Genomic DNA, 21781 nt, shown 5'->3' with positions numbered 1-21781 from the left:
CGGCCGTCGGGCCATTCTCCTCGCTCCTTGCCCGCCGCACCCCTCGGCACCAGCTCGCGCCCGCGTGCTATTCTGAGAAAACGTTTCCTGAAGGAGTGAGATGAGTCGCCGCCGGTATGCCCTCGTCGGTGCGGGACACCGCGCCCAGATGTACGTCGACGCCATCATCGGGCGCTACCGCGATGACGCCGCGCTCGTCGCCATCTGCGAGCCGAACCCGGTGCGCGCGCAGTACTACGTCGACCGCGTGGTCGAGGCCGGCTTCCCCGCCCCGGCCGTCTACGGCCCGGACGATCTCGAGGACATGATCCGCGCCGAGCAGGTCGAGCGCGTGGTGATCTGCGCCCGCGACGACCTGCATGCTCCGCTGATCGTGCGCTCGCTGGATGCCGGAGCCGACGTCGTGGTCGAGAAGCCGCTGACGATCGACGGCCCGAGCGCCGCTGCCATCGAGGACGCGATCGACCGCACCGGCCGCGAGGTGGTCATCACGTTCAACTACCGCTACTCGCCCCGCAACTCCGCGCTGCGCCAGGTCATCCAGGACGGCACGATCGGCCAGGTCACCTCGGTGGACTTCTCGTGGGTGCTCGACACCAAGCACGGGGCCGACTACTTCCGTCGCTGGCACCGCGAGAAGGAGCACTCCGGCGGCCTGCTCGTGCACAAGGCCAGCCACCACTTCGATCTCGTCAACTGGTGGATCCGCTCGGCGCCGCGGCGCGTCTTCGCCTCGGGCGGGCTGCGCTTCTACGGCTCCGAGAACGCCGCGGCCCGCGGCATCCGGAACCGGCCCGAGCGCGGCACCCACGACGGTGCCGACTCCTTCGAACTCGACCTGCGGGGCGACGAGCGACTCAAGGCGCTCTATCTCGACGCCGAGCAGCACGACGGGTACCTGCGCGACCGCGACGTGTTCGGCGAGGGGATCACCATCGAGGACAACCTCGCCCTCGTGGTCGACTACGCGTCCGGCGCGACCCTCAGCTACTCGCTCAACGCGCACTCGCCGTGGGAGGGCTACCGCGTCGCGGTCAACGGCACCCTCGGTCGCGCCGAGCTCGAGGTCGTGGAGCGCGGCGCCGTGCTCGCCGACGAGGGCCTGCACCCGGTGCTCGACCCGTCCGCCGTCGACGCCGGCAGCTCCGGGTCGCTGCGCCCCGAGGGCGAGCGCCTCATCGTGCAGAAGCACTGGGAGGCGGCCTACGAGGTCCCCATCGTCGCCGTCGGCGAAGGCGGTCACGGCGGCGGCGACGAGCTGCTGCTCTCCGACGTCTTCGAAGGCCCCGGCGACGACCCCCTCGCCCGCCCGGCCGACTGGCGCGACGGCGTGCGTTCCATCGCGGTGGGCATCGCCGGCAATCGCTCGCTCGAGACCGGGCTGCCGGTGCAGGTCGCCGAGCTCGGCATCCGCTTCCTCGCGTCGGACGCGGCCGGCGACGCCGCCGCCGACTCGACCGCCGTCGCGGCCGCACGCGCATGAGCCGCATCGCCGTCACCGGGGGCGCCGGACGCCTCGGACGCAGCCTCGTCGCAGGACTCGCCGCGGCCGGCCACGAGACCGTGTCGCTCGACCGCGCCGTCTCCGACGCCGTCGAGCTGCAGGGGCTCGAGCAGATCGCGGTCGACCTGACCGACACGGATGCCGCCACCCGCGCGATCGCCGGCACCCGTGCCGACGCGCTCATCCATCTCGCCGCGATCGCCGTGCCGTTCAGCGCCCCCGAGGAGGTCATCCTCCGCACCAACGCGACGATGGCGCTCACCGTGATGACGGCGGGCGTCGCCGCCGGCATCCCGAAGATCGTCACAGCGTCCAGTCCCACCGTGCTCGGCTACGGGGCGCCGAAGGGCTGGCTGCCCGACCGCCTGCCCCTCGACGAGGAGACGACGCCGAAGCCGTGGAACGCCTACGCGCTGTCGAAGCACCTCGCCGAGCAGACGATGGCGATGCTCGCGCGCCAGACCGGCGACGCGACCCGGTTCGCCGCCTTCCGCCCCTGCTACGTCATCGCGCCTGAAGAGTGGAAGGGCGCGCCCACCCAGCAGGGCCACACGGTCGCCGAGCGCCTCGCCGACCCCGCCCTGTCGGCGCCGGCGCTCTTCAACTACGTCGACGCCCGCGACGTGGCGACCTTCATCGACACGCTGCTGGTCGCGCTGCCCGACATCCCGAATGCCGAGGTCTTCTTCGTCGGCGCCGACGATGCGCTGGCGCGCCGGCCCCTCGCCGAACTGCTGCCGCGGTTCGTGCCCGGCACCGAGGAGCTCGCCGCGGAATTGACCGGCACCGCTCCGGCGTTCTCCAACGCGAAGGCCCGCCGCGTGCTCGGCTGGCGCCCCGCCCACAACTGGCGGGGCGAGCTGGGCGAGCCGCCCTTCGGCCCCGTTCCCCACTCCCACCCCGCACTCGCCCCCTCCCCCGACCTCGCCCGAAAGGACGTGCTGGCGTGAACTTCGACGGCATCCTCTTCTTCCCCGTCACCCCGTTCGACACCGACGGCCGCATCGACGAGGACCTGCTGCGGCAGCACCTCGACACCACGCTCGCCCACGCGCCCGGCGGAGTCTTCCCGGCGTGCGGCACGGGTGAGTTCCACGCCCTGTCGACCGAGGAGGCCACCCGCGTCGTGCAGGTGGCGACCGAGACCGTCGCCGGCCGCGTCCCCGTCGTCGCGGGTACGGGCGGACCCCTCGGCCACGCCACGGCCCTCGCCCGCGCCGCCGCCGACGCCGGCGCCGACGCGCTGCTGGTGCTGCCGCCCTACCTGGTCGGCGGTCCGCAGGCGGGACTCGTCGCCTACGTCGAGGCGGTGGCTGCGGCATCCGATCTTCCCGTCGTGATCTATCACCGCGCCAACGCCCAGTTCTCGGTCGACTCCGTGCGCCGGCTCGCACGCAACCCCAAGGTCGTCGGCTTCAAGGACGGCGTCGGCGACGTCGGCCTGGCGCAGCAGATCGTGCGCGCGGTGGCGGCCGAGGGACGCGACGACTTCGCCTTCTTCAACGGCCTGCTCACCGCCGAGCTGACCCAGGGCGCCTACCGCGGCATCGGCATCCCGCTGTACTCCTCGGCGGCGTTCGCGATGATCCCGGCCGTCGCGAACGCGTATTACCGCGCGTACGTGCGCGGGGACGAGGACCGCCGTGCCGCCCTGCTCGACGGCTTCTACTCGCCGCTCGTGCAGCTGCGCGACGAGACCCCGGGCTTCGGCGTCTCGCTCATCAAGGCCGGCCTCCGCCTGGGCGGCCTGCCGGTCGGCTCGGTGCGCGCACCGCTGGTGGACCCGACTCCCGCACAGGAGCAGCGCCTCGCCGAGATCCTCGAGGCAGGACGCGCGCTGCTGTGACGACGGCTCCCGAGTCCCCGACGATCGCCGCGTTCGACACGCGGCTGATCCGCGTGCCGCTGACCCGGCCGTGGGGCGCCGATGTCACCTCGGTGGGCGTGGTCGCGACGCACGTCGTCCGCTCCGACGGCGCCGAGGGCTGGGGCTTCTCGTGGACGCCGCAGATCGGCGCCGAGGCGGTGCACGCGCTCCTGGCGAACGACATCACGGCGTTCGCGATCGGCCGGTCCGCCGACCCGGGCGCCGAGTGGCGCGCGCTCTGGCAGCATCTCCACGAAGCCGGTGGCGGCGGCCTCTCCACCATCGCGCAGGCGGGCCTCGATCTTGCACTGTGGGATGCCGCGATCCGCGCGGCCGGCACGTCGCTGACCGGCTTCCTCGGCGCGCAGCGCGAGAGCACGAAGGCCTACGGCTCGGGCGTGAACCTGCACTACACCCAGGACGAGCTGGTCGCCCAGGTGCGGCGCTGGGTCGACGCGGGGTTCGACGCCGTCAAGGTCAAGGTGGGCAAGCCCGACGTCGCCGAAGACCTCGATCGCCTGCGCGCGGTGCGCGAGGTGCTCGGCCCCGATCGCGCGCTCATGATCGACGCGAACCAGCGGTGGGAGCTCGACCGCGCGACGCGGTCGCTCGAGGTGCTCGCGGAGGTCTCGCCCGCCTGGATCGAGGAGCCGCTGCGCGCCGACGACCTGTACGGCCACATCGAGCTCGCGCAGCGTCTCGCGGCGTCGAGCGGCATCCCCATCGCGGTCGGCGAGAACCTGCACAACGTGTTCCGCTTCGACGACTTCCTCCGCACGGGCGCCGCGCAGATCGTGCAGCCCAACGTCGTGCGCGTCGGCGGCATCACGCCGTTCCTCGGCATCGCGGCGATCGCCGCCGAGTACGGTGCGGCTCTGCACCCGCACCTGCTGCCCGAGCTGTCGGGCCAGCTCGCGCTATGCCTGCGCGCCGTGCCGGGCGTCCCCGAGCCGATGGTCGAGGACGTCGAGGACGCCGGCTTCGGCGCTCTCGGCGCCCTGGTGGATACCTCACCCGTGCGCATCTCGGACGGCATCCTCACCGAGGCCGACCACGCCGGTCTCGGCATCCGCTTCTCATAACCCCAACTGCACGCTTCCGGAGGAGTCTCATGACCACCGCCCTCACCACCACCAGCACCACCGAGCTCGACGCTCTCGCCGCAGCGGCAGCCGCCGCCGCACCCGTCTGGCGGGCAGCGGATGCCGCGACCCGCGCGTCGTGGCTGCGCGCAGCCGCCGACGCGCTCGACGCGCACGCCGACGAGCTCGTCGAGATCGCCGACCAGGAGACACGCCTGGGCGCCGCGCGGCTGCGCGGAGAGGTGGGCCGCACGACGGGCCAGCTGCGGCTGTTCGCGACCGTCGTCGAAGAGGGCTCGTACCTCGAGCTCACCATCGACGACGCGGACGCGGCGGCGACCCCGCCGCGACCCGAGCTGCGCCGCATGCTCGTCGGCGTCGGCCCGGTGGCGGTGTTCTCGGCCTCCAACTTCCCCTTCGCGTTCTCGGTCGCCGGCGGTGACACGGCATCGGCGCTCGCCGCCGGCAACCCCGTCATCGTGAAGGCGCATTCGGGCCACCCGCGCCTGTCGGAGCGCACGGCGGCGATCGTGTCCGCCGCGCTCGTCGACGCCGGCGCGCCCGAAGGATCCCTCGCGCTCGTCGAGGGTCGCGAGGCGGGCAACGCGCTGGTGCAGCATCCCGTGATCCAGGCGGCGGGCTTCACCGGCTCGCTCACCGGCGGGCGGGCGCTCTTCGACCTCGCTTCGGGCCGCCCCGATCCCATCCCGTTCTACGGCGAGCTCGGCTCGGTCAACCCGGTGGTCATCACGCCGGCCGCGGTCGCCGCGCGCGGCGAGGCGTTGGCGCAGGGCCTCGTCGGATCGTTCACGCTCGGCGTCGGCCAGTTCTGCACCAAGCCCGGTGTGGTGTTCGTGCCGGACGGCGCCGGTTTCGAGGACCTCGTCGCGGGCTTCGCGACGGGCGCCTCGGGTGGGCCGCTTCTCACCGACCGCATCACGGCTGCGTTCCCGTCGGGGATCGAGCACCTCGAGGGCGACCCGTCGGTGGCGGTCGTCGCACAGGGCCTTCCCGCCGAGGAGGGGTCGGCACGCCCGGTGGTGCTGTCGACGGATGCCGCGGCCGTCGCCGCCCGCCCGGAGACGCTCCTCGAGGAGTGCTTCGGACCCGTCACCCTGCTGGTGCGCTACTCCTCGGACGAGGAGCTGCACGCCGCCCTCGAGGCGGTGCCCGGTTCGCTGACCGCGACGCTGCACTCCGAGCCGTCGGACGAGGTCGCGAGCGTGCTCGAGGTGCTCACCCGCAAGGCCGGCCGCGTGCTCTTCGCCGGCTGGCCGACGGGCGTGGCGGTGACGTGGTCGCAGCAGCACGGCGGCCCGTGGCCCGCGACGACGTCGCTGCACACCTCGGTCGGTGCGACGGCGATCCGCCGCTTCCTCCGCCCGGTCGTGTTCCAGGATGCGCCCGAGGCGCTGTTGCCCGAGGTGCTCCGCGACGCCACGCTCGAGCGCCTCCCGCACCGCCGCAACAGCGTGCTGCGGGTCCCCTGACCCGGCGCGCCCTTCGTCTCGGTCGCTTCGCTCAGGACCGGGCAACTTGACCCGCGCGGAAACACAGACCCGGTCGCTGAGCGAGCGCCAGCGAGACGAAGCGCCCACCCTTCGTCTCGGTCGATGGCGCTCCCTCGCTCAGGGACCGGGGAACTCGTGGAGCCCGGCGGCATAGACCCCGGTCGCTGAGCGAGCGCTAGCGAGACGAAGCGCCCACCCGCTTTGCCTCGGCCGCTGGCGCTCCGTCGCTCAGGACCGGGACCGGGACCCGCGCGGAAACACAGGCCTGGCCGCTGAGCGAGCGCCAGCGAGACGAAGCGTCCACGCCTTCCCGGTCGCTGAGCGAGCGCCAGCGAGACGAAGCGTCCACGCCTTCCCGGGCGCTGAGCGAGCGCTAGCGAGACGAAGCGTCGCCGGGGGAACGCGCGGACCGTGTGCGGGCACTCCACCCGGGGAGCTCCTCGTAGCGACCATCGATCAGCAACTGCTTCTTCGCTCGGCTCCATCCTTGGATCCGCTTCTCCCAGCCGAATGCCTCGGCGATGCGCTGGAACTCCGCCTGCCATACCAACTCGACGGGACGACGCTCGCGCGTATACGCCGCCCCCTCACCCGCATTGTGCTGGGCGACTCGAAAGCTCAGGTTCACCGTGCTGCCCGTGTAGAAGCTGCCGTCGGAGCACCGCAGGATGTAGACGAAGGCCATGCCGGGACCTTAGGCGTCATCAACGTCGAGCGGTCGTCGTTATCCACAGGCGAGCCCTTCGTCTCGGTCGCTGGCGCTCCCTCGCTCAGGGACCGGGAAACTTGACCCGCCCGGAAACACAGGCCCGGTCGCTGAGCGAGCGCCAGCGAGACGAAGCATCCACCCTTCGTCTCGGTCGCTGGCGCTCCCTCGCTCAGGAACCGGGAAACTTGACCCGCCCGGAAACACAGGCCCGGGCGCTGAGCGAGCCCCAGCGAGACGAAGCATCCACCCTTCGTCTCGGTCGCTGGCGCTCCCTCGCTCAGGGACCGGGACCGGGACCGGGACCCGCGCGGAACACAGACCCGGTCGCTGAGCGAGCGCCAGCGAGACGAAGCATCCACCCTTCGTCTCGGTCGCTGGCGCTCCCTCGCTCAGGGACCGGGGAACCGGGTTGCGTCAGCGGAGGGCGAAGGCGCGCGCGAGGACGGCTCCCGCCTCGGTGAGCCACCGCGCGGGATCCTGCATCGCGGCCTCGCTCGACCCGGCGAGCGCGGTCAGCGAGGCTGTGGCAGCGAAGCCCGACGTGTCGGCATCCGTCGTGATGCGGCCCGCGACGAGGGCCACCGGCACGCTCGCGGCCGCAGCGAGCGCGCCGACGTGGGCCGGCACCTTGCCCGCGGCCGACTGCCCGTCGTACGACCCCTCACCGGTGACGACGACGGATGCGGCAGCCACCGCGGCATCGAGCCCCACCAGCTCCGCGACCGCAGCCGAGCCCGGCACCAGCTGGGCACCCCACGCCAGCAGCCCGAAGCCGGTGCCGCCCGCAGCACCTGCGCCCGCAGCATCCGGATCCGCGTCGACCAGCGCAGCCAGGCGAGCCAGCCCCGCGTCGAGCTCTCCGATGTCAGCGGGGCGCGCACCCTTCTGCGGGCCGAAGACGGCGGCAGCGCCGCGGGCGCCCAACAGCGGGTTGGTGACGTCGCTGAGCACGGTGACGCCGTGGGACGGGAGCGGCGCCAGGCCCGACAGGTCGGCCGCCGACAGCGCACCGAGGCCACGGGCGCCGTCCGCGATCGGCGAGCCTGCGGCATCCGCGAACCGCGCCCCCAGCGCCGTGAGCATGCCGGTGCCGCCCTCGGTCGACGAGCTCGAGCCGATGCCCAGCACAAGCCGCGACACCCCGTGGGCCAAGGCGTCGGCGATCGCCTCGCCGAAGCCGCGCGTGTGCGCGTCGAAGGCCCGAAGGCGCGGCGGAGTGCCGAGCAGCTCGATCCCGCTGGTGTTGGCGAGCTCGACGACGCCGGTTCCGCGCGGCGCGTCGGGGCTCGGCGGGAGGAGGACCCAGGATGCCGCCACCGGCGCGCCTTCCGGACCTGTCACGGTCACCGGCATCCGGCGGGCGTCCGGCACCGCCGCCGCGAACGCGTCCACCGTGCCCTCGCCACCGTCGGCCATCGGCAGCAGGCGCACGTCATCGGAGGGGCTCTCGCGCCGCCACCCTGCGGCGAGCGCCGCGGCGGCGGCCGCGGCGCCGATCGTCCCCTTGAACGAGTCCGGCGCGATCACGATGGTGCGGGCCATGGCGTCATTCTCCTCGTGCGTGCGACGTCGCGTCCTGGGGCGGACGCCCGCGCGCGTCATCCGTGCGTGCCCGGCTGGCGTCGAGCACATCCGTGGAAGACAACCTCGCGGGAAAGCGTTATCCTGCCATCATGCCATCCAGTGAGCGCCCCGAAGCCCCGCCCACGGCGCCGCGGGCCACAGTCGCCTCGGGTTCCGGTCGCTACGCCGACCCGTGGCATCCGTTCACCGAGACGTCCGCGCGCGTAGCCGCGATCCTGCGGGAGGACGGCTGGCAGGTCACGGTCGACGGTGATGTCGACCACGCGCTCGCGCATCTCGACGAGGTCGACCTCCTCGTCGTCAACGCCGGCGACCCCTGGCGTCACGGAGACGCCGAGCTCGAGCGCTTCGCCGATCCGGCCGCCGATGCCGGGCTGCGGGCAGCGGTCGCCCGCGGCATCGGCATCGTCGCCGTGCACGCTGCGCTGTCGACGCTGCGCGACCACCCGGCCTGGCGCGAGGCCATCGGCGGCGAGTGGGAGCCGGGTCGGTCGTGGCATCCCGCCATCGGCGATGCGCACGTGCGGGTGGTCGACGGCGGTCATCCGGTGACCGACGGCATCCCGGGGATCGACGTGTTCGACGAGCGCTACAGCGACCTCGCGGTCGACCCGGGTGCGCGGATGCTCGCCGAGCACGACGTCGACGGTACCGCGCACGCGGCGATCTGGGTGCGCGAGCAGCCGACCCGGGCGGTCGTATCCTCGCTCGGCCATGACGAGCGCGCCTACGACGCTCCGGAGTACGTCGACCTGCTGCAGCGCGCGGCGCGCTGGGCCGCACGAGTCTGACCTCTCCCGCCGGTTCCAAGCGCCGGCCACCGGGCGCCTGACGCCTCCCACCGGGGCCGGGCCCCTCCCATCGGGGCCTCCCACCGGGGCCAAACCCCGCCCATCGGGGCCTCGAGCCGGGGCCGGTCGCCTCCCTTCCGCGTCCCCCGCCAGGCGCCGCCAACAGGTCAACCGCGCTTCCACAGGAGGCTGAATCGAATCAACCTCCTGTGGAAGCGCGGTTGACCTGTCGGTACGCGGGCCGCGGCATCCGTCCCGCCCTGCCACCCGACAGGGACGCCGTACGGGAGCGGGCAGAATGGAAGCGCGCCACTCGGCGAACCGACCCCCGCTCAATCGACCGACGGAGTGACATGACCTGGCTCGTGACCGGAGGTGCCGGCTACATCGGCGCCCATATCGTCCGCGCTCTCGACGGTGCGGGGCTGACCCCCGTCGTCGTCGACGACCTCTCGAGCGGCCACGCCGGCTTCGTGCCCGAGGGCGTTCCGTTCGTGCGCGGCTCGATCCTCGACCGCGACCTCGTCGAGCGCGCGCTGCGCGACCACGAGGTGGAGGGGGTCATCCACCTCGCCGGGTTCAAGTACGCCGGCGTCTCGGTGCAGCGGCCGCTCCACACGTACGCGCAGAACGTCGAGGGCACACGCGCGCTCCTCGAGGCGATGCAGTCGGCGGATGTCGCGAACCTGGTGTTCTCGTCGTCGGCGGCCGTCTACGGAACCCCCGATGTGCCCCTCGTGACCGAGGATCTGCCCAAGCGCCCGGCATCGCCGTACGGCGAGTCCAAGCTGATCGGCGAGTGGCTCATCCGCGACCAGGCGATCGCGACGGCCGCGTCGGAGCATGCCCTCCGCTACACCGCGCTGCGCTACTTCAACGTCGTCGGCTCGGGCGACCCGACGGTATACGACACCAGCCCCCACAACCTGTTCCCGCTCGTCTTCGAGGCGCTGATCGAGGGGCGCACCCCCCGCATCAACGGCGACGACTACGACACCCCCGACGGCACGAACGTGCGCGACTACGTGCACGTGGCCGACATCGCGGCCGCCCACGTCGCGGCCGCACAGCGCCTGCTGACCGGCCAGCCGATCGAGCCCGCGTACAACCTCGGCTCGCAGAATGGGCTGAGCGTGCGCGAGATCATGGACGCGATGGCGCGCGTGACCGGTATCGACTTCACGCCCGAGATCGCGCCCCGCCGGCCCGGCGACCCCGACCGCATCGTCGCGACCGGAGAGCTCGCCGCGCGCGACCTGGACTGGAAGAACCGGTACACCGTCGACGAGATGGTGCGGTCCGGCTGGGAGGCCCGTCAGGCCGCTCGCTGAGCCCCTCGGCCCCCGGCCGAGGCCTTGGAGCTCGCGCCGCCGCGGAGCGCGCTGGCACGTCGGGCGGGCGGGTGAGTGCTCGCGCCGGGCTCGGCATTCAACCTTCGGCGTCGGCTTTACCGCTTCTCGCTTTCTCCCTCTCTCGCCGCTCCCTCACGGGCTCGGCGGCCGCGCGAGGCGCATTCCTCGGCGACTCGCGAAACGGTCCGCATTCACCGCACGCTTCTTGGCGACTCGCCAAGAAGCGCCATCGAAACTCCAGATCTTGGCGACTCGCCAACATCGCCAGGCGACGCGACGCGAAACCGCTGACTGCAGGTCTCGGCGACTCGCCAATAGACGCAACGGCACCCGCAGATTATGGCGACTCGCCAAGAAGCGCACGGTCGGTGTGGCTCGAGGTTCGCCGGGCCGGAGCATCCGGGGTCACAACCCGCGGCAACACCCACCCCGAAACGACGCGTTGTGACACCTCGAGCGCGCGCCGCGCGGGCTCAGCGGGCGGGCGCGGGCTCAGCGGTCGGGCGCGGTGCTCGCGCGCACGACGAGCCGGGTCGGCACCGTCTCGAACCCGGCGGGGGTCGCCCCCTCGATGCCGTCCACCAGGGCCGCGACCGCCCAGGATCCGAGGGCGTCGAAGTCCTGGTGCACGGTGGTGAGGGGCGGACGATAGTCCGCAGCATCCGCCACATCATCGAATCCGACGACGCTCACGTCGCCCGGCACATCGCGACCCGCCTCCGCGAACGCGCGCAGAAGCCCGAGCGCCATCTGGTCGTTGGCGGCGAAGACGGCGGTCGTAGCGTCATCGAGCAGAGCGGATGCCGCGGCGAAGCCCGACGCGGATCCCCAGTCACCCCGCACCACCGGTGGCACCGGCGCCTGAGCGGCGGCGAGCGCCTCACGCCAACCCCGCTCGCGCTCGGCGGCAGCGAACGAGCCGAAGGGGCCGGCGAGGTGGTGCACGGACTTGTGCCCCAGCTCCAGGAGATGCGTCACCGCCAGTCGCGCACCGCCGGCGTGGTCGGTCTCGATGACTCCGAAGCGGTCGTCGCGCGGTGAGTCGACGACGATCAGGGTCAGTCCCGCCGCGCGGAGGTCGGCCTCGCGCACGCGTTCGGTCGCCTCGTTCAGCACGATCGCGCCGTCGACCCCCTGGTCGGACAGCCGCTCGAAGGCGGCCGACACGTCGCCGTCGGGGCCGAGCGTCACGACCGTGAGGGCGTAGCCGCGCGAGGAGGCGGCATCCGCTACCGCCTGCAGCATGCGCGAGTTGCCGACCGACGCGAGCGTCGAAACGACGAGGCCGATGGTCTGGGTGCGACCGGTGCGCAGGGCGCGGGCGGCGCGGTGCGGTCGATAACCGAGGTCGGCCATCGCCGCCTCGACCCGCGCGCGTGTCGCCGGGTCGACTCGGGGGCTGGCGTTGACGACGCGCGAGACGGTCTGCCCCGAGACACCGGCGCGCTCGGCGACGTCGGCCATCGACACGCGCCTCGCAGTCATCTCGGACCTCCCCCGCCCGAACGCCCCGCGGTTCTGCGGCGGCAGCTCGTCACAACCCCGCAGAACCGGAGCCATGTTGACGCTAACATAGCGGAGTTGCTACCGTGTTGACGTGAACACACCTGAGTTTCGGTCGGACGGCGCCGTCCGCGCCGCCGACATCACGGCCCAGACCCTCGGCGCCGGTGTCGTCAAACGCACCACTCGGCTCGCCGACGGGCGGGAGCTCATCTACTACGACGACCCCGGAACCGCGCTCGGCCCCGACCGCGCGGTCGATGCGCGGGAGCTCGGCCCCCGCCCCGAGACCGCCACCATGCGTCGCGACGTGCTCACCGGCGACTGGGTGTCGATCGCTGCGGCGCGGCAGAACCGTGCGTTCCTGCCGCCGGCCGAACTCGATCCGCTCGCGCCGCAGACGCCGACGAACCCGTCCGAGATCCCGTCGCGCTACGACGTGGCAGTGTTCGAGAACAAGTCGCCGTCGTTCGGTCCCGCGCTCGCCGTCGCGCACGGCGACGCGCCCGCAGGTATCGACGCCCCCCGCGATCTGGACGACCTCGTCGCGCCCGGCCTCGGCCGCACCCGCACGAGCGTCGGACGCTGCGAGGTCGTGTGCTTCAGCCCCGAGCACTCCGGATCGTTCGGCTCTCTCAGCCCCACTCGCGCGCGCACCGTCATCGAGGCATGGGCGGATCGCACCGCCGCACTGTCGGCGCTGCCCGGCATCGAGCAGGTCTTCCCGTTCGAGAACCGCGGCGAGTCGATCGGCGTCACCCTCCCCCACCCGCACGGGCAGATCTACGCGTACCCGTACATCACGCCGCGCACGACAAGCCTCCTCGCCTCCATCGACCGCGAGGGCCCCGACCTGTTCGAGCGCATCCTCGCCTCCGAGCGCGCCGGCGACCGCGTGATCCTCCAGGGCGAGCACTGGACCGCCTTCGTGCCGTTCGCGGCGCGCTGGCCGATCGAGATCCACCTGCTCCCGCACCGCCACGTCGCGGACTTCGCCGAGACGACCGAGCCTGAGCGCGACGAGCTCGCGCCGCTCTACCTCCGCCTGCTGCGCGGAGTCGACGCTCTCTACGACTCGCCGACGCCGTACATCGCGGCCTGGCACCAGGCGCCCGTGCACCGGGGACGCGATACGGCGCGGCTGCATCTGCAGCTCACGTCGCCGCGCCGTGCGGCCGACAAGCTCAAGTTCCTCGCCGGATCCGAGGCCGCCATGGGCGCCTGGATCGGCGACATCCCGCCCGAGACGGCCGCCGCAAGGCTGCGCGAGGCCGTCGAATCCATCCCCGAGGAGACCCCGTGACCACCGCCGACACCCGCACCCCTGCCGCGCACGACACCGCTGATGCCGCGCGCGCCCTCTTCGCCGACCGGTTCGGCGCCGAGCCGCTCGGCACCTGGTCCGCACCCGGCCGCGTGAACCTCATCGGCGAGCACACCGACTACAACGACGGCTTCGTGCTGCCGTTCGCGATCCAGCACCGCACGCACGTCGCCCTCGCGCCGCGCACCGACGGCCTCTTCCGCGTGCGCGTCGCGTCCACCTTCGATGACACGACCGCCGAGGCCGCGCTCGGCGACCTCGAGACGCTGTTCCCCGATCGGCGCGACGAAGTGCCGGAGTGGGCCCGCTACCCCCTGGGCGTCGCATGGGCGCTGCTCGCGGCATCCGGAACCGACCCAGCGTCCGTCACCGGCGCCGACCTCGCCTTCGCGTCCGACGTGCCCGTCGGCGCAGGGCTGTCGTCGTCGGCGGCGATCGAAGGCGCGACCGCCGTCGCCCTCGCCGACACGTGGGGAATCGACCTCGACCGCGTCGCGCTGGCGAAGGTCGGCCGCCGCGCCGAGAACGAGGCCGTCGGCGCCCCCACCGGCATCATGGACCAGATGGCGTCGCTCCTCGGCCGCGCCGACGCGGCGATCTTCCTCGATTGCCGCTCGCTCGAGGCGGAGGTCGTCGACCTCGGCTTCGCGGCGGCCGGCCTGGAGCTGCTCGTCATCGACACCGGCGTGAAGCACTCGCACGCGACCGGGGGCTACGGCGAGCGTCGAGCCGCCTGCGAGCGGGGGGCCGCCGCCCTCGGCGTGCCCGCGCTGCGCGACGTGACCCCCGACGACCTTCCGCGCCTGGCGGGGCTCGTCGACGACGTCACGTTCCGCCGCGTGCGCCACGTCGTGACCGAGAACCAGCGCGTGCTCGACACGGTCCGGACGCTCCGCGAGCAGGGCCCGACCGCGATCGGCGACCTCCTCGTCGCGTCCCACGCGTCCATGCGCGACGACTTCGAGATCTCGGTCCCCGAGCTCGACACGGCGGTCGAGGCCGCGCTGTCGGCCGGAGCCGTGGGCGCCCGCATGACCGGCGGCGGCTTCGGCGGGGCTGCGATCGCGCTGGTCTCGCACGACCGCGTGCAAGCGGTGACGGATGCTGCGACCGCCGCCTTCGCGTCGGCCGGCTTCGTCGCCCCGACGATCTTCACGGTGACCCCGTCCGCCGGCGCCGCCCGCGACTGAGCCTCTTCCGCCCGAGATCCTCGAAGGTCCGGGGGCGTTTCGTCTCGCTCGTTCCTCGCTCGCTCAACGACCGGGTCTCTCGCTCGCTCAACGACCGGGTCTTTCTCTCGCTCAACGACCGGATCTCTCGCTCGCTCAACGACCGGGTCTCCCGCTCGCTCCACGACAGCGCTCTCGCTCCGACGGCCGGGCTCGTGGCTCCAGCGACCGAGACGGAACGCCCCGAGGAAGCGTCGACGCTCCCCGACTGAACGCGGTGCGAACGCTCGCGACGCACGGCGGAAGAGACTGGCGATGACGGATGCCGCGGCCTAGCGTCGAACCTGGCGCGCGGGCATCCGATCCGTGCCCCGTAAGGAGCGAACGTGGCGTACATCACCGTCGGAACCGAGAACTCGGTCGACATCGACCTCTACTACACCGACCAGGGACCGGCCGAGGCGCAGCCGGTCGTGCTGATCCACGGGTTCCCGCTGAACGGCGAGTCGTGGGGCAAGCAGCAGGCCGCGCTGCTTGATGTCGGGTACCGCGTGATCGCGTACGACCGTCGCGGGTTCGGCGCGTCGACGAAGGCCGGCTCGGGTTACGACTACGACACGTTCGCCGCGGACCTGCACGCCCTGGTCGAGGACCTCGATCTGCGTGACGCGGTGCTCGTCGGCTTCTCGATGGGCACCGGCGAGATCGCCCGGTACCTCGCGCGCTACGGAAGCGGTCGCGTGGCCAAAGCCGCATTCCTCGGCTCGCTCGAGCCGTTCCTGCTCAAGACCGACGACAACCCGGGCGGCGCCGGCCCGCAGGAGTTCTTCGACGGCATCGCGCAGTCCGTGCGCGAGGACCGGTACGCATTCATCAGCGGATTCCTGAAGGACTTCTACAACCTCGACGACAACCTGGGCTCGCGCATCTCGCAGGAGGCCGTGGACGCCAGTGCGCAGGTCGCGAACCTCGCCGGCAACACGGCGATCGCCGCGGCGCCGCTCACCTGGCCGACGGATTTCCGCGCCGACATCCCCGCCATCGACGTGCCGACGCTCATCCTCCACGGCTCGGCCGACAACATCCTGCCGATCGACGCCACCGGCCGCGTGTTCAAGGACCTCGTGCCCGACGCGACCTACGTCGAACTCGAGGGCGCCCCGCACGGTCTGCTGTGGACCCACGCCGCAGAGGTCAACGAGGCGCTGCTCGCCTTCCTCAGCAGCTGAAGCCCGCCTGCGATTCAGACGACGGATGCCGCGGCGCCGCGCCCTGCGAGGGACTCTGCGCCGCGGCATCCGTCCACCTGCGTCAGGCCTGCTGCGGCACCACGCCGGCGTTCGCCATCGCGATGAGCCCGTCGATCATCTCCGGACTCACGCCCGCGCCGTCGCCGCCGAGCGCCGCCACCATGCCGATGCGCCCGATCGGGAACGACTCCATCATCTTCGACATGTCGACGCCCTCGGGCATGATCGACGCCGCACCCTGATCGAGACCACCCATCATCTGGGCCATCGCGGCCTGCACCACCGGGCCTGCGACGGGGTGGCGCAGCACCTCGCCCAGCGACGATGTGCGCGACAGCGGCAGCGTGAACGCGTCGCCCTCGACGGCCACCGACACGGAGGAGCGGATGTCGCGGCTCGACGCCCCGACCTCCACACGGTAGTCGCCGCCCTCGACGACCCAGCGGTCGGCGCGGATGTCCCAGTACGCGAGATCGGTGCGCCGCACGGTGAGGGTGACCACCTGGCTCTCGCCCGGTTCGAGGGCGACCGAGGCGAACGCCTTGAGCTCGCGCGGAGCGCGCTGCACCGAGGAGCCGGGCAGCGACGTGTAGACCTGCACGACCTCGCGACCGGCGCGGTCGCCCGTATTCGTCACTTCGACCGTCAGCTCGACGTCGCCGTTCGCGTCGACGGCGGCTGCGGCATCCGCGTACGAGAAGGTCGTGTACGACAGGCCATGGCCGAACGGGAACGCGACCTCGAGACGGCGCGCGTCATACCAGCGGTAGCCGACGAACAGCCCCTCGCCGTAGCGGACGTGCGAGAACTCACCCGGGAAGTCGAGGTACGCGGGGGTGTCCTCGAGCCGCACCGGGATGGTCTCGGTGAGCTTGGCCGACGGGTTGACCTCGCCGAACAGCACGTCGGCGGTCGCGCCGCCACCGGCCTGTCCGAGCAGCCAGCCCTCGAGGATCGCCGGCACGCGGTCGGCGAACGGCAGCGCGACGACGCCGCCGTTCGAGAGCACCACGACGGTGTTCGGGTTCGCCGCGAGCACCGCGTCCAGCAGCTCGAGCTGAGCCGCCGGCAGGTCGATGTCGTCGCGGTCGTAGCCCTCGGACTCGAGACGGGCCGGCAGTCCCAGGAACACGACGGCCACGTCGGCAGCGGATGCCGCAGCCACCGCCTCGTCGCGCAGCGCCTGCCTCTCGTCGTCTGCGACCACGAGCGCGTTGCTGAAGCCCTGTGCGTAGGAGACCTCGCCGCCGGCGAGCGCACGGATCTCGTCCAGCGCGGTGTCGAGGCGGGTCGGGTTGATCATCGACGAGCCGGCACCCTGGTAGCGCGGCTTCTCCGCGAACTCGCCGATGACCGCGAGCTTCGCGTCCTTGGCCAGCGGCAGCAGGGGTCCCTGAGCCCGATCCGGTCCCGGTCCCTGAGCCCGATCCGGTCCCGGTCCCTGAGCCCGATCCGGTCCCGGTCCCTGAGCCTGTCGAAGGGCGTTCTTCAGCAGCACGATCGAGCGACCGGCGGCCTCGCGCGCGAGCGCGTGGTGAGCGTCGACATCGAGCGGTCCCTCGACCGCACCCGCGCCCTCGGTCGCCTTGCGCACGAGGTCGAGCACCCGGCCGGCCGCAGCATCCACCACCGACTCTTCCAGCGAGCCGTCCTGCACCGCGGCGACGATCTGCGCGTCGGTCCTGCCGCCGGAGGACGGCATCTCCAGATCCATGCCGGCGGCGAGACCCGGCACCCGCTCGTTGACGGCGCCCCAGTCCGAGACCACGAGGCCCTCGAAGCCCCACTCGTCACGCAGCACCTGGGTGAGCAGCCACGCGTCCTCCGAGGCGTAGACCCCGTTGATCCGGTTGTACGAGCACATGACGGTCCACGGCTGGGCGTCTTCGACGACGCGCTGGAAGCCGCGCAGGTAGATCTCGCGGAGCGGTCGCGGGTCCACGTCGGACGACGCGCGCATGCGGTCGTTCTCCTGGTTGTTCGCCGCGAAGTGCTTGAGCGAAGTGCCCACGCCCTTCGACTGGATGCCCTTCGCGATCGCCGCGCCCAGCACGCCCGAGACGATCGGGTCCTCCGAGAGGTACTCGAAGTTGCGGCCGCACAGCGGCGAGCGCTTGATGTTGATGCCGGGGCCGAGCAGCACCGCGACGTTCTCGATCGAGGTCTCGGTGCCGAGGGCCTCGCCGACGCGGTGGATCAGCTCCACGTCCCAGGATGAGCCGAGGCCCACGGCCGGGGGGAAGCAGGTCGCCGGCACGCTGTCGCCGATGCCGAGGTGGTCACCGCCCTCGCGCTGCTTGCGCAGACCGTGCGGGCCGTCGGTGACCATGATCGCGGGCACGCCCACGCGCTCGATCGACTTGGTGTTCCAGAAGCTCGCGCCGCTGGTCAGCGACGCCTTCTCTTCGAGGGTGAGGTCCGAGACATCGGGGATGCTCATGGAGTTCCTTTCGTGTGGAGGTCGATGTTCGAGAGCGAGGTCAGCGAACGGCCTTGATCGGCCAGATCGCGAACGCTCCCAGGATGCCGAGAACGATCGCCACCGGGAACAGGCCCTGGTAGCCGAACGCCAGCACGATGACGCCGGCGACGCCGGGAGCGAGAGTCTGCGGGAGGGTCGCGGCGATGTTGACGACGCCGAGGTCCTTTGCGAACGACTTCGCCGAGGGCAGCACCTCGCTGATGAGCGCGGTGTCGACGGCCTGGAACATCCCGAAGCCGAAGCCGGCGATGAAGGTCATGATCATCCAGGCGTTGAGATCCTGCCAGATCCAGGGCAGCAGGAACGCCAGGCTCACGAAGGCCGCCGACGCGAACACGAAGGGCTTCCGCCGTCCGACCCTGTCGGACAGCGGGCCGGAGACCACGGTCGAGATGATGATGCCCACCAGACTCAGCAGCCCGAGGAGCGGGATCACCGTCTCGGGGTGCTCGACGCCGAAGTAGTACTGCAGCAGGTACAGCTGGTAGCCCGTGACGGCGAAGTAGCCGGTGTACAGCAGCAGGCGGCCGGTGAAGGCCCAGAAGAAGTCGGGGTGCTTGACCGGGTTGACCCAGAAGGTCTTGAGGAAGTCGACGAAGTCGAACCGCTCGGGCTGCAGCCGCGTGCTCGGGTAGTCGGGGTTGAAGACGACGAACAGCACCAGCACGGCCACCGACAGCACGGCGAAGGTGATGTACCCGGCGACGATGCTGTTGAAGAACAGCGAGCCGACGATCTGGCCGCCGATGGCACCGAGCATCAGCCCGATGCCGGTCAGCGCGGCGAAGGTGCCGCGCCGCTTCACCGGCACGCGGTCGGGCATGATCGCCGACAGGGGGCCCTGCGCGAAGTTGAAGCACACCTGTACCAGCACCCAGGCCACGATGAACCCGACGAGCGAGTCGGCGAGGGCGAGCCCGATGAGCGAGAGCGATCCCGCCAGTCCGCCGGTCACGATCCACGGCGCCCGGCGGCCGAAGCGCGACCGCGTGCGGTCGGAGATCTGCCCGGCGATCGGCTGGGCGAGCATGGCGGCGAACGCGCCGATCGTCGACACGATCGCGAGGTTGGCGACGTTGATCTGGTTCTCCTCGCCGAAGGCGAGGGTGATCTGCTGCGGCAGAAGGATGCCGGGCACGGCGCCCCACACCATGAAGATGGCGATGTTGGCCGGGACGATCGACCACATCAACCGCCGCAGTCCCTTGACGGGAGGCGGCGGATCGTCGATGCCCGAAGCGGTGGCGACGAAGGTGTTCGTGGTCGCGGGGGCCGGTGCGGGGGCGGGCGTGGCTTCAGACGGCACTGTCATGGGCGGGTCCTCGATCTCGGGTGGTGAGGCTCGACGGTGAGACACTCGAGAAAACCTTACGTCATTTGGTTTTGAAAAATCTAGCAGTATTCGGGTTTACTTCTTCTATGACTGACAGCGGCGGGACGCGGCGCGGCTCCTACGCCAAGGGCGTCGCCAAGCGGGAGGAGATCCTCACGCGGGCGCTCGACGTCATCGCCCGAGAGGGCTACCGCGGGGCGTCGATCAAGGAACTCGCGGATGCCGTAGGCCTCAGCCAGGCCGGACTCCTCCACTATTTCGACAGCAAGGAGGAGCTCTTCACAGAGATCCTCCGCAAGCGCGACGAGCTCGACTCGATCGATCAGGGTCTCGCCGGCAACCCGGAGCACGGACTCATAGCCCCGGAAGCCGAGCTCGCCGACATCCGCGCCGGCTACCTCAGCGTCATCCGCCACAACGCCGAGGTTCCCGGCCTCGTGCATCTGTTCGCCCGGCTGTCGGTCGACGCGGCCGACCCGAGCCATCCTGCCCACGAGTTCTTCCTCACGCGAGGCGAGAGCCTGCGCGGGTTCTTCGCCGCAGCCATCGCGACCCAGCAGGAGTCCGGCGCGATCACCGACCAGATCGACGCCGACACGCTGGCGCGGATCTTCCAGGCCGTCGCGGACGGCCTGCAGGTGCAGTGGATGCTGGAGCCCGAGGTCGACATGGCCGCCACCGTCGATGCCCTCTTCGACGTGCTCACCCCGGAGAAGTCATGACACCCACGCCCCCGCCCGCGGCCACCGGCACGTCGCATGCCATCACCGGGCCAGAAAGTCCCGACACGCCGCCGACGGCGCGCTACGTCGAAGCCGACACCGTCGCCGGGCGGGTGCGCGGTCTCTGGCGGGGAGAGCCCGGAGCCGGCGGTTCGGCGGCGTTCCTCGGCATCCCGTTCGCCGAGCCGCCCGTCGGCGCGCTGCGTTTCGCCGCACCCGTGCCCGTGGAACCGTGGGCGGGCGTGCGCGACGCGCTGGACTTCGGCGCGACGGCGCAGCGCGGCGATCCCGGGATCACGCTCATCCCCGAGCCGTCGGTGCCCGGCGACGCGACGCTCAACGTCAACGTGTTCACGCCGGTCGTCGGACCGACGGATGCCGCGCTGCCGGTGGTCGTCTGGATCCACGGCGGCGGCTACGTCTCCGGTTCACCGGCGAGCCCCTGGTACGACGGCCGCGCGTTCAACCGCGACGGTGTCGTGACCGTGACGATCTCGTACCGGCTCGGCTTCGACGGGTTCGGACACATCGACGGCGCCCCCTCCAACCGCGGTGCGCGGGACTGGCTCGCCGCTCTGCAGTGGGTGCAGGACAACATCGCGAACTTCGGGGGCGATCCGTCGCGCGTCACGATCGCGGGCCAGTCGGCCGGGGGCGGCGCCGTGCTCCGGCTGCTCGCGCTGCCCGCCGCGCAGCCGCTGTTCCACTCGGTATGGGCGCTCTCAGCCGCCCTCGCCGATGTCTCTCCCGAGCGCGCTCGCTCCGCGTCGATAAGGCTCGCTGGCCTCGCGGGCGTCGCGCCCACGCGCGAAGGCTTCGCCTCCGCGTCCGAGGAGACGCTGCATGCGCTGCAGTCGAAGGCGACCGAGCCGGAGTCGGGCGACCGCCTCGCCGGCGTGCGGGGACTGCTCGAGGACGGCCTCTCGTGGGGGCCGATGGTCGACGGCGACCTCGTCCCCGAACCGACGATCGCCGCCCTGCGCTCTGGCGTCGGGGCTGACAAGCCGCTCGTGCTCGGCGCGACAGACGACGAGTTCACGATGGTGCTCGACTCGGCAGCGGGGAAGCTCCGCTTCATCCCCGCGGCACTCGCCTTCGCGAAGCTCGACGTGCCGCGCGAGCGCCGGCGTGCCTACCTCGCCGACAACAAGGCGCAGCGTCGCAAGGGAACGGCGGCCGTCCTCGGCCGCTACGTCACCGACGTGGTCTTCCGCTCGACCGTGGTGAAGGTCGCCGACGCGCGAGGAGCCGCATCCACCTGGGTGTATCGCTTCTCCTGGCCCTCGCCGACGCGACGGTGGGCCCTCCACTGCCTGGACGTGCCCTTCTGGTTCGACTGCCTGGAGGATCCGCACGTGGCCGCGATCGCTGGCGACGCTCCCCCGCGACGACTGGCCGCCGCGATCCACGGTGCCGCGGTCGCGCTCGTCCGCGGCGATGACCCGGGCTGGCGCCCCTGGTCGGACGCCCCGGGGACCACGCGCGTGTTCGGCGGCGCGGCATCCGTTCCCGATGTCGTCGCCGACGGCTACCGCAGCGTCCGCGCCCTCCTCTGACCGCCTGACTAGTCGTTTGACGGCGACCTGCCCCCGCCACGG

Annotated in this window: 17 protein-coding genes; 12 read left to right on the top strand and 5 right to left on the bottom strand. The window is 72.0% G+C overall.

What is annotated here, in order from left to right; all coding sequences use genetic code 11:
- The first annotated feature begins 100 nt into the window (after nt 1–100).
- Genes NCG93_RS16035 through NCG93_RS16015 form a run of 5 tightly spaced genes read left to right on the top strand, consistent with a single transcriptional unit; the run spans nt 101 to nt 5943 of the window.
- A complete protein-coding gene (locus tag NCG93_RS16035) occupies nt 101–1483 on the top strand; it encodes a Gfo/Idh/MocA family protein (RefSeq protein ID WP_194412761.1) in 1383 nt (460 codons plus the stop codon).
- Nucleotides 1480–2454 (top strand): NAD-dependent epimerase/dehydratase family protein, encoded by a 975-nt coding sequence (locus NCG93_RS16030; protein WP_194412760.1) that lies wholly within the window; start codon nt 1480–1482, stop codon nt 2452–2454. The genes NCG93_RS16035 and NCG93_RS16030 overlap by 4 nt, the downstream gene beginning before the upstream one ends.
- Nucleotides 2451–3350 (top strand): 5-dehydro-4-deoxyglucarate dehydratase, encoded by a 900-nt coding sequence (locus tag NCG93_RS16025; RefSeq protein ID WP_194412759.1) that lies wholly within the window; start codon nt 2451–2453, stop codon nt 3348–3350. Before NCG93_RS16030 ends, NCG93_RS16025 begins: the two co-directional genes overlap by 4 nt.
- Nucleotides 3347–4453, top strand: coding sequence for a mandelate racemase/muconate lactonizing enzyme family protein (locus NCG93_RS16020; RefSeq protein ID WP_252787580.1), 1107 nt, complete (start codon nt 3347–3349; stop codon nt 4451–4453). The genes NCG93_RS16025 and NCG93_RS16020 overlap by 4 nt, the downstream gene beginning before the upstream one ends.
- 29 nt (nt 4454–4482) lie before the next feature.
- Nucleotides 4483–5943, top strand: a complete 1461-nt coding sequence (locus NCG93_RS16015) for an aldehyde dehydrogenase (NADP(+)) (protein WP_194412758.1) — start codon at nt 4483–4485, stop codon at nt 5941–5943.
- Nucleotides 5944–6337: 394 nt separating this feature from the next.
- On the opposite strand, the gene NCG93_RS16010 is transcribed toward NCG93_RS16015, so the two are convergent.
- Both NCG93_RS16010 and NCG93_RS16005 read right to left on the bottom strand, forming a co-directional pair.
- Entirely contained in the window at nt 6338–6649 is a 312-nt protein-coding gene (locus NCG93_RS16010; protein ID WP_194412757.1) for a GIY-YIG nuclease family protein, read from the bottom strand.
- A gap of 438 nt (nt 6650–7087) precedes the next feature.
- On the bottom strand, nt 7088–8215 hold the full coding sequence (locus NCG93_RS16005; protein WP_194412756.1) for a glycerate kinase: 1128 nt from the start codon (nt 8213–8215) through the stop codon (nt 7088–7090).
- A gap of 131 nt (nt 8216–8346) precedes the next feature.
- Between NCG93_RS16005 and NCG93_RS16000 the strand changes: the two genes are divergently transcribed.
- Both NCG93_RS16000 and galE read left to right on the top strand, forming a co-directional pair.
- Nucleotides 8347–9048 carry a ThuA domain-containing protein gene (locus NCG93_RS16000; RefSeq protein WP_194412755.1) on the top strand — a complete coding sequence of 234 codons (702 nt, stop codon included), beginning with the start codon at nt 8347–8349 and terminating at the stop codon, nt 9046–9048.
- Between the two features lie 353 nt (nt 9049–9401).
- On the top strand, nt 9402–10379 hold the full coding sequence (gene galE, locus NCG93_RS15995; RefSeq protein ID WP_194412754.1) for a UDP-glucose 4-epimerase GalE: 978 nt from the start codon (nt 9402–9404) through the stop codon (nt 10377–10379).
- A 513-nt stretch (nt 10380–10892) separates the two neighbouring features.
- On the opposite strand, the gene NCG93_RS15990 is transcribed toward galE, so the two are convergent.
- Nucleotides 10893–11885 carry a LacI family DNA-binding transcriptional regulator gene (locus NCG93_RS15990; protein WP_241741577.1) on the bottom strand — a complete coding sequence of 331 codons (993 nt, stop codon included), beginning with the start codon at nt 11883–11885 and terminating at the stop codon, nt 10893–10895.
- A gap of 160 nt (nt 11886–12045) precedes the next feature.
- Here NCG93_RS15990 and galT point away from each other — a divergent pair, with 160 nt between their 5' ends.
- The 3 genes from galT (at nt 12046) to NCG93_RS15975 (ending at nt 15625) form a co-directional block, all read left to right on the top strand.
- Nucleotides 12046–13206, top strand: coding sequence for a galactose-1-phosphate uridylyltransferase (gene galT, locus NCG93_RS15985; protein WP_194413739.1), 1161 nt, complete (start codon nt 12046–12048; stop codon nt 13204–13206).
- The gene (galK, locus tag NCG93_RS15980) at nt 13203–14417 is read left to right on the top strand and encodes a galactokinase (protein ID WP_194412753.1); all 1215 of its coding nucleotides are present in this window, start codon (nt 13203–13205) and stop codon (nt 14415–14417) included. The genes galT and galK overlap by 4 nt, the downstream gene beginning before the upstream one ends.
- A 365-nt stretch (nt 14418–14782) precedes the next feature.
- Complete coding sequence (locus tag NCG93_RS15975; RefSeq protein ID WP_194412752.1) at nt 14783–15625, top strand: alpha/beta fold hydrolase; 843 nt, start codon at nt 14783–14785, stop codon at nt 15623–15625.
- 82 nt (nt 15626–15707) lie between these two features.
- On the opposite strand, the gene NCG93_RS15970 is transcribed toward NCG93_RS15975, so the two are convergent.
- Complete coding sequence (locus NCG93_RS15970; protein WP_194412751.1) at nt 15708–18086, bottom strand: glycoside hydrolase family 3 C-terminal domain-containing protein; 2379 nt, start codon at nt 18084–18086, stop codon at nt 15708–15710.
- A 40-nt stretch (nt 18087–18126) separates the two neighbouring features.
- A complete protein-coding gene (locus NCG93_RS15965; RefSeq protein WP_194412750.1) occupies nt 18127–19440 on the bottom strand; it encodes an MFS transporter in 1314 nt (437 codons plus the stop codon).
- Between the two features lie 107 nt (nt 19441–19547).
- Here NCG93_RS15965 and NCG93_RS15960 point away from each other — a divergent pair, with 107 nt between their 5' ends.
- Together NCG93_RS15960 and NCG93_RS15955 are read left to right on the top strand one after the other, a co-directional pair.
- Entirely contained in the window at nt 19548–20183 is a 636-nt protein-coding gene (locus tag NCG93_RS15960) for a TetR/AcrR family transcriptional regulator (RefSeq protein ID WP_194412749.1), read from the top strand.
- Entirely contained in the window at nt 20180–21739 is a 1560-nt protein-coding gene (locus NCG93_RS15955; protein WP_194412748.1) for a carboxylesterase/lipase family protein, read from the top strand. Before NCG93_RS15960 ends, NCG93_RS15955 begins: the two co-directional genes overlap by 4 nt.
- Nucleotides 21740–21781 lie beyond the last annotated feature (42 nt).

The organism is Microbacterium yannicii (assembly GCF_024055635.1).
Classification (GTDB): domain Bacteria; phylum Actinomycetota; class Actinomycetes; order Actinomycetales; family Microbacteriaceae; genus Microbacterium; species Microbacterium yannicii.
Note: the sequence above shows the minus strand (reverse complement) of the source record. Positions and strands in the feature narration are given on the sequence as shown.

Excerpts from the sequence above, each read along its gene's own strand:
- NCG93_RS16035 (WP_194412761.1), top strand. The coding sequence starts at position 101 with ATGAGTCGCCGCCGGTATGCCCTCGTCGGTGCGGGACACCGCGCCCAG.
- NCG93_RS15970 (WP_194412751.1), bottom strand. The coding sequence starts at position 18,086 with ATGAGCATCCCCGATGTCTCGGACCTCACCCTCGAAGAGAAGGCGTCG.
- NCG93_RS15990 (WP_241741577.1), bottom strand. The coding sequence starts at position 11,885 with ATGACTGCGAGGCGCGTGTCGATGGCCGACGTCGCCGAGCGCGCCGGT.
- NCG93_RS16030 (WP_194412760.1), top strand. The coding sequence starts at position 1,480 with ATGAGCCGCATCGCCGTCACCGGGGGCGCCGGACGCCTCGGACGCAGC.
- NCG93_RS15965 (WP_194412750.1), bottom strand. The coding sequence starts at position 19,440 with ATGACAGTGCCGTCTGAAGCCACGCCCGCCCCCGCACCGGCCCCCGCG.
- NCG93_RS16015 (WP_194412758.1), top strand. The coding sequence starts at position 4,483 with ATGACCACCGCCCTCACCACCACCAGCACCACCGAGCTCGACGCTCTC.
- NCG93_RS16000 (WP_194412755.1), top strand. The coding sequence starts at position 8,347 with ATGCCATCCAGTGAGCGCCCCGAAGCCCCGCCCACGGCGCCGCGGGCC.
- NCG93_RS15955 (WP_194412748.1), top strand. The coding sequence starts at position 20,180 with ATGACACCCACGCCCCCGCCCGCGGCCACCGGCACGTCGCATGCCATC.
- NCG93_RS16005 (WP_194412756.1), bottom strand. The coding sequence starts at position 8,215 with ATGGCCCGCACCATCGTGATCGCGCCGGACTCGTTCAAGGGGACGATC.
- NCG93_RS15960 (WP_194412749.1), top strand. The coding sequence starts at position 19,548 with ATGACTGACAGCGGCGGGACGCGGCGCGGCTCCTACGCCAAGGGCGTC.
- galE (WP_194412754.1), top strand. The coding sequence starts at position 9,402 with ATGACCTGGCTCGTGACCGGAGGTGCCGGCTACATCGGCGCCCATATC.
- NCG93_RS16010 (WP_194412757.1), bottom strand. The coding sequence starts at position 6,649 with ATGGCCTTCGTCTACATCCTGCGGTGCTCCGACGGCAGCTTCTACACG.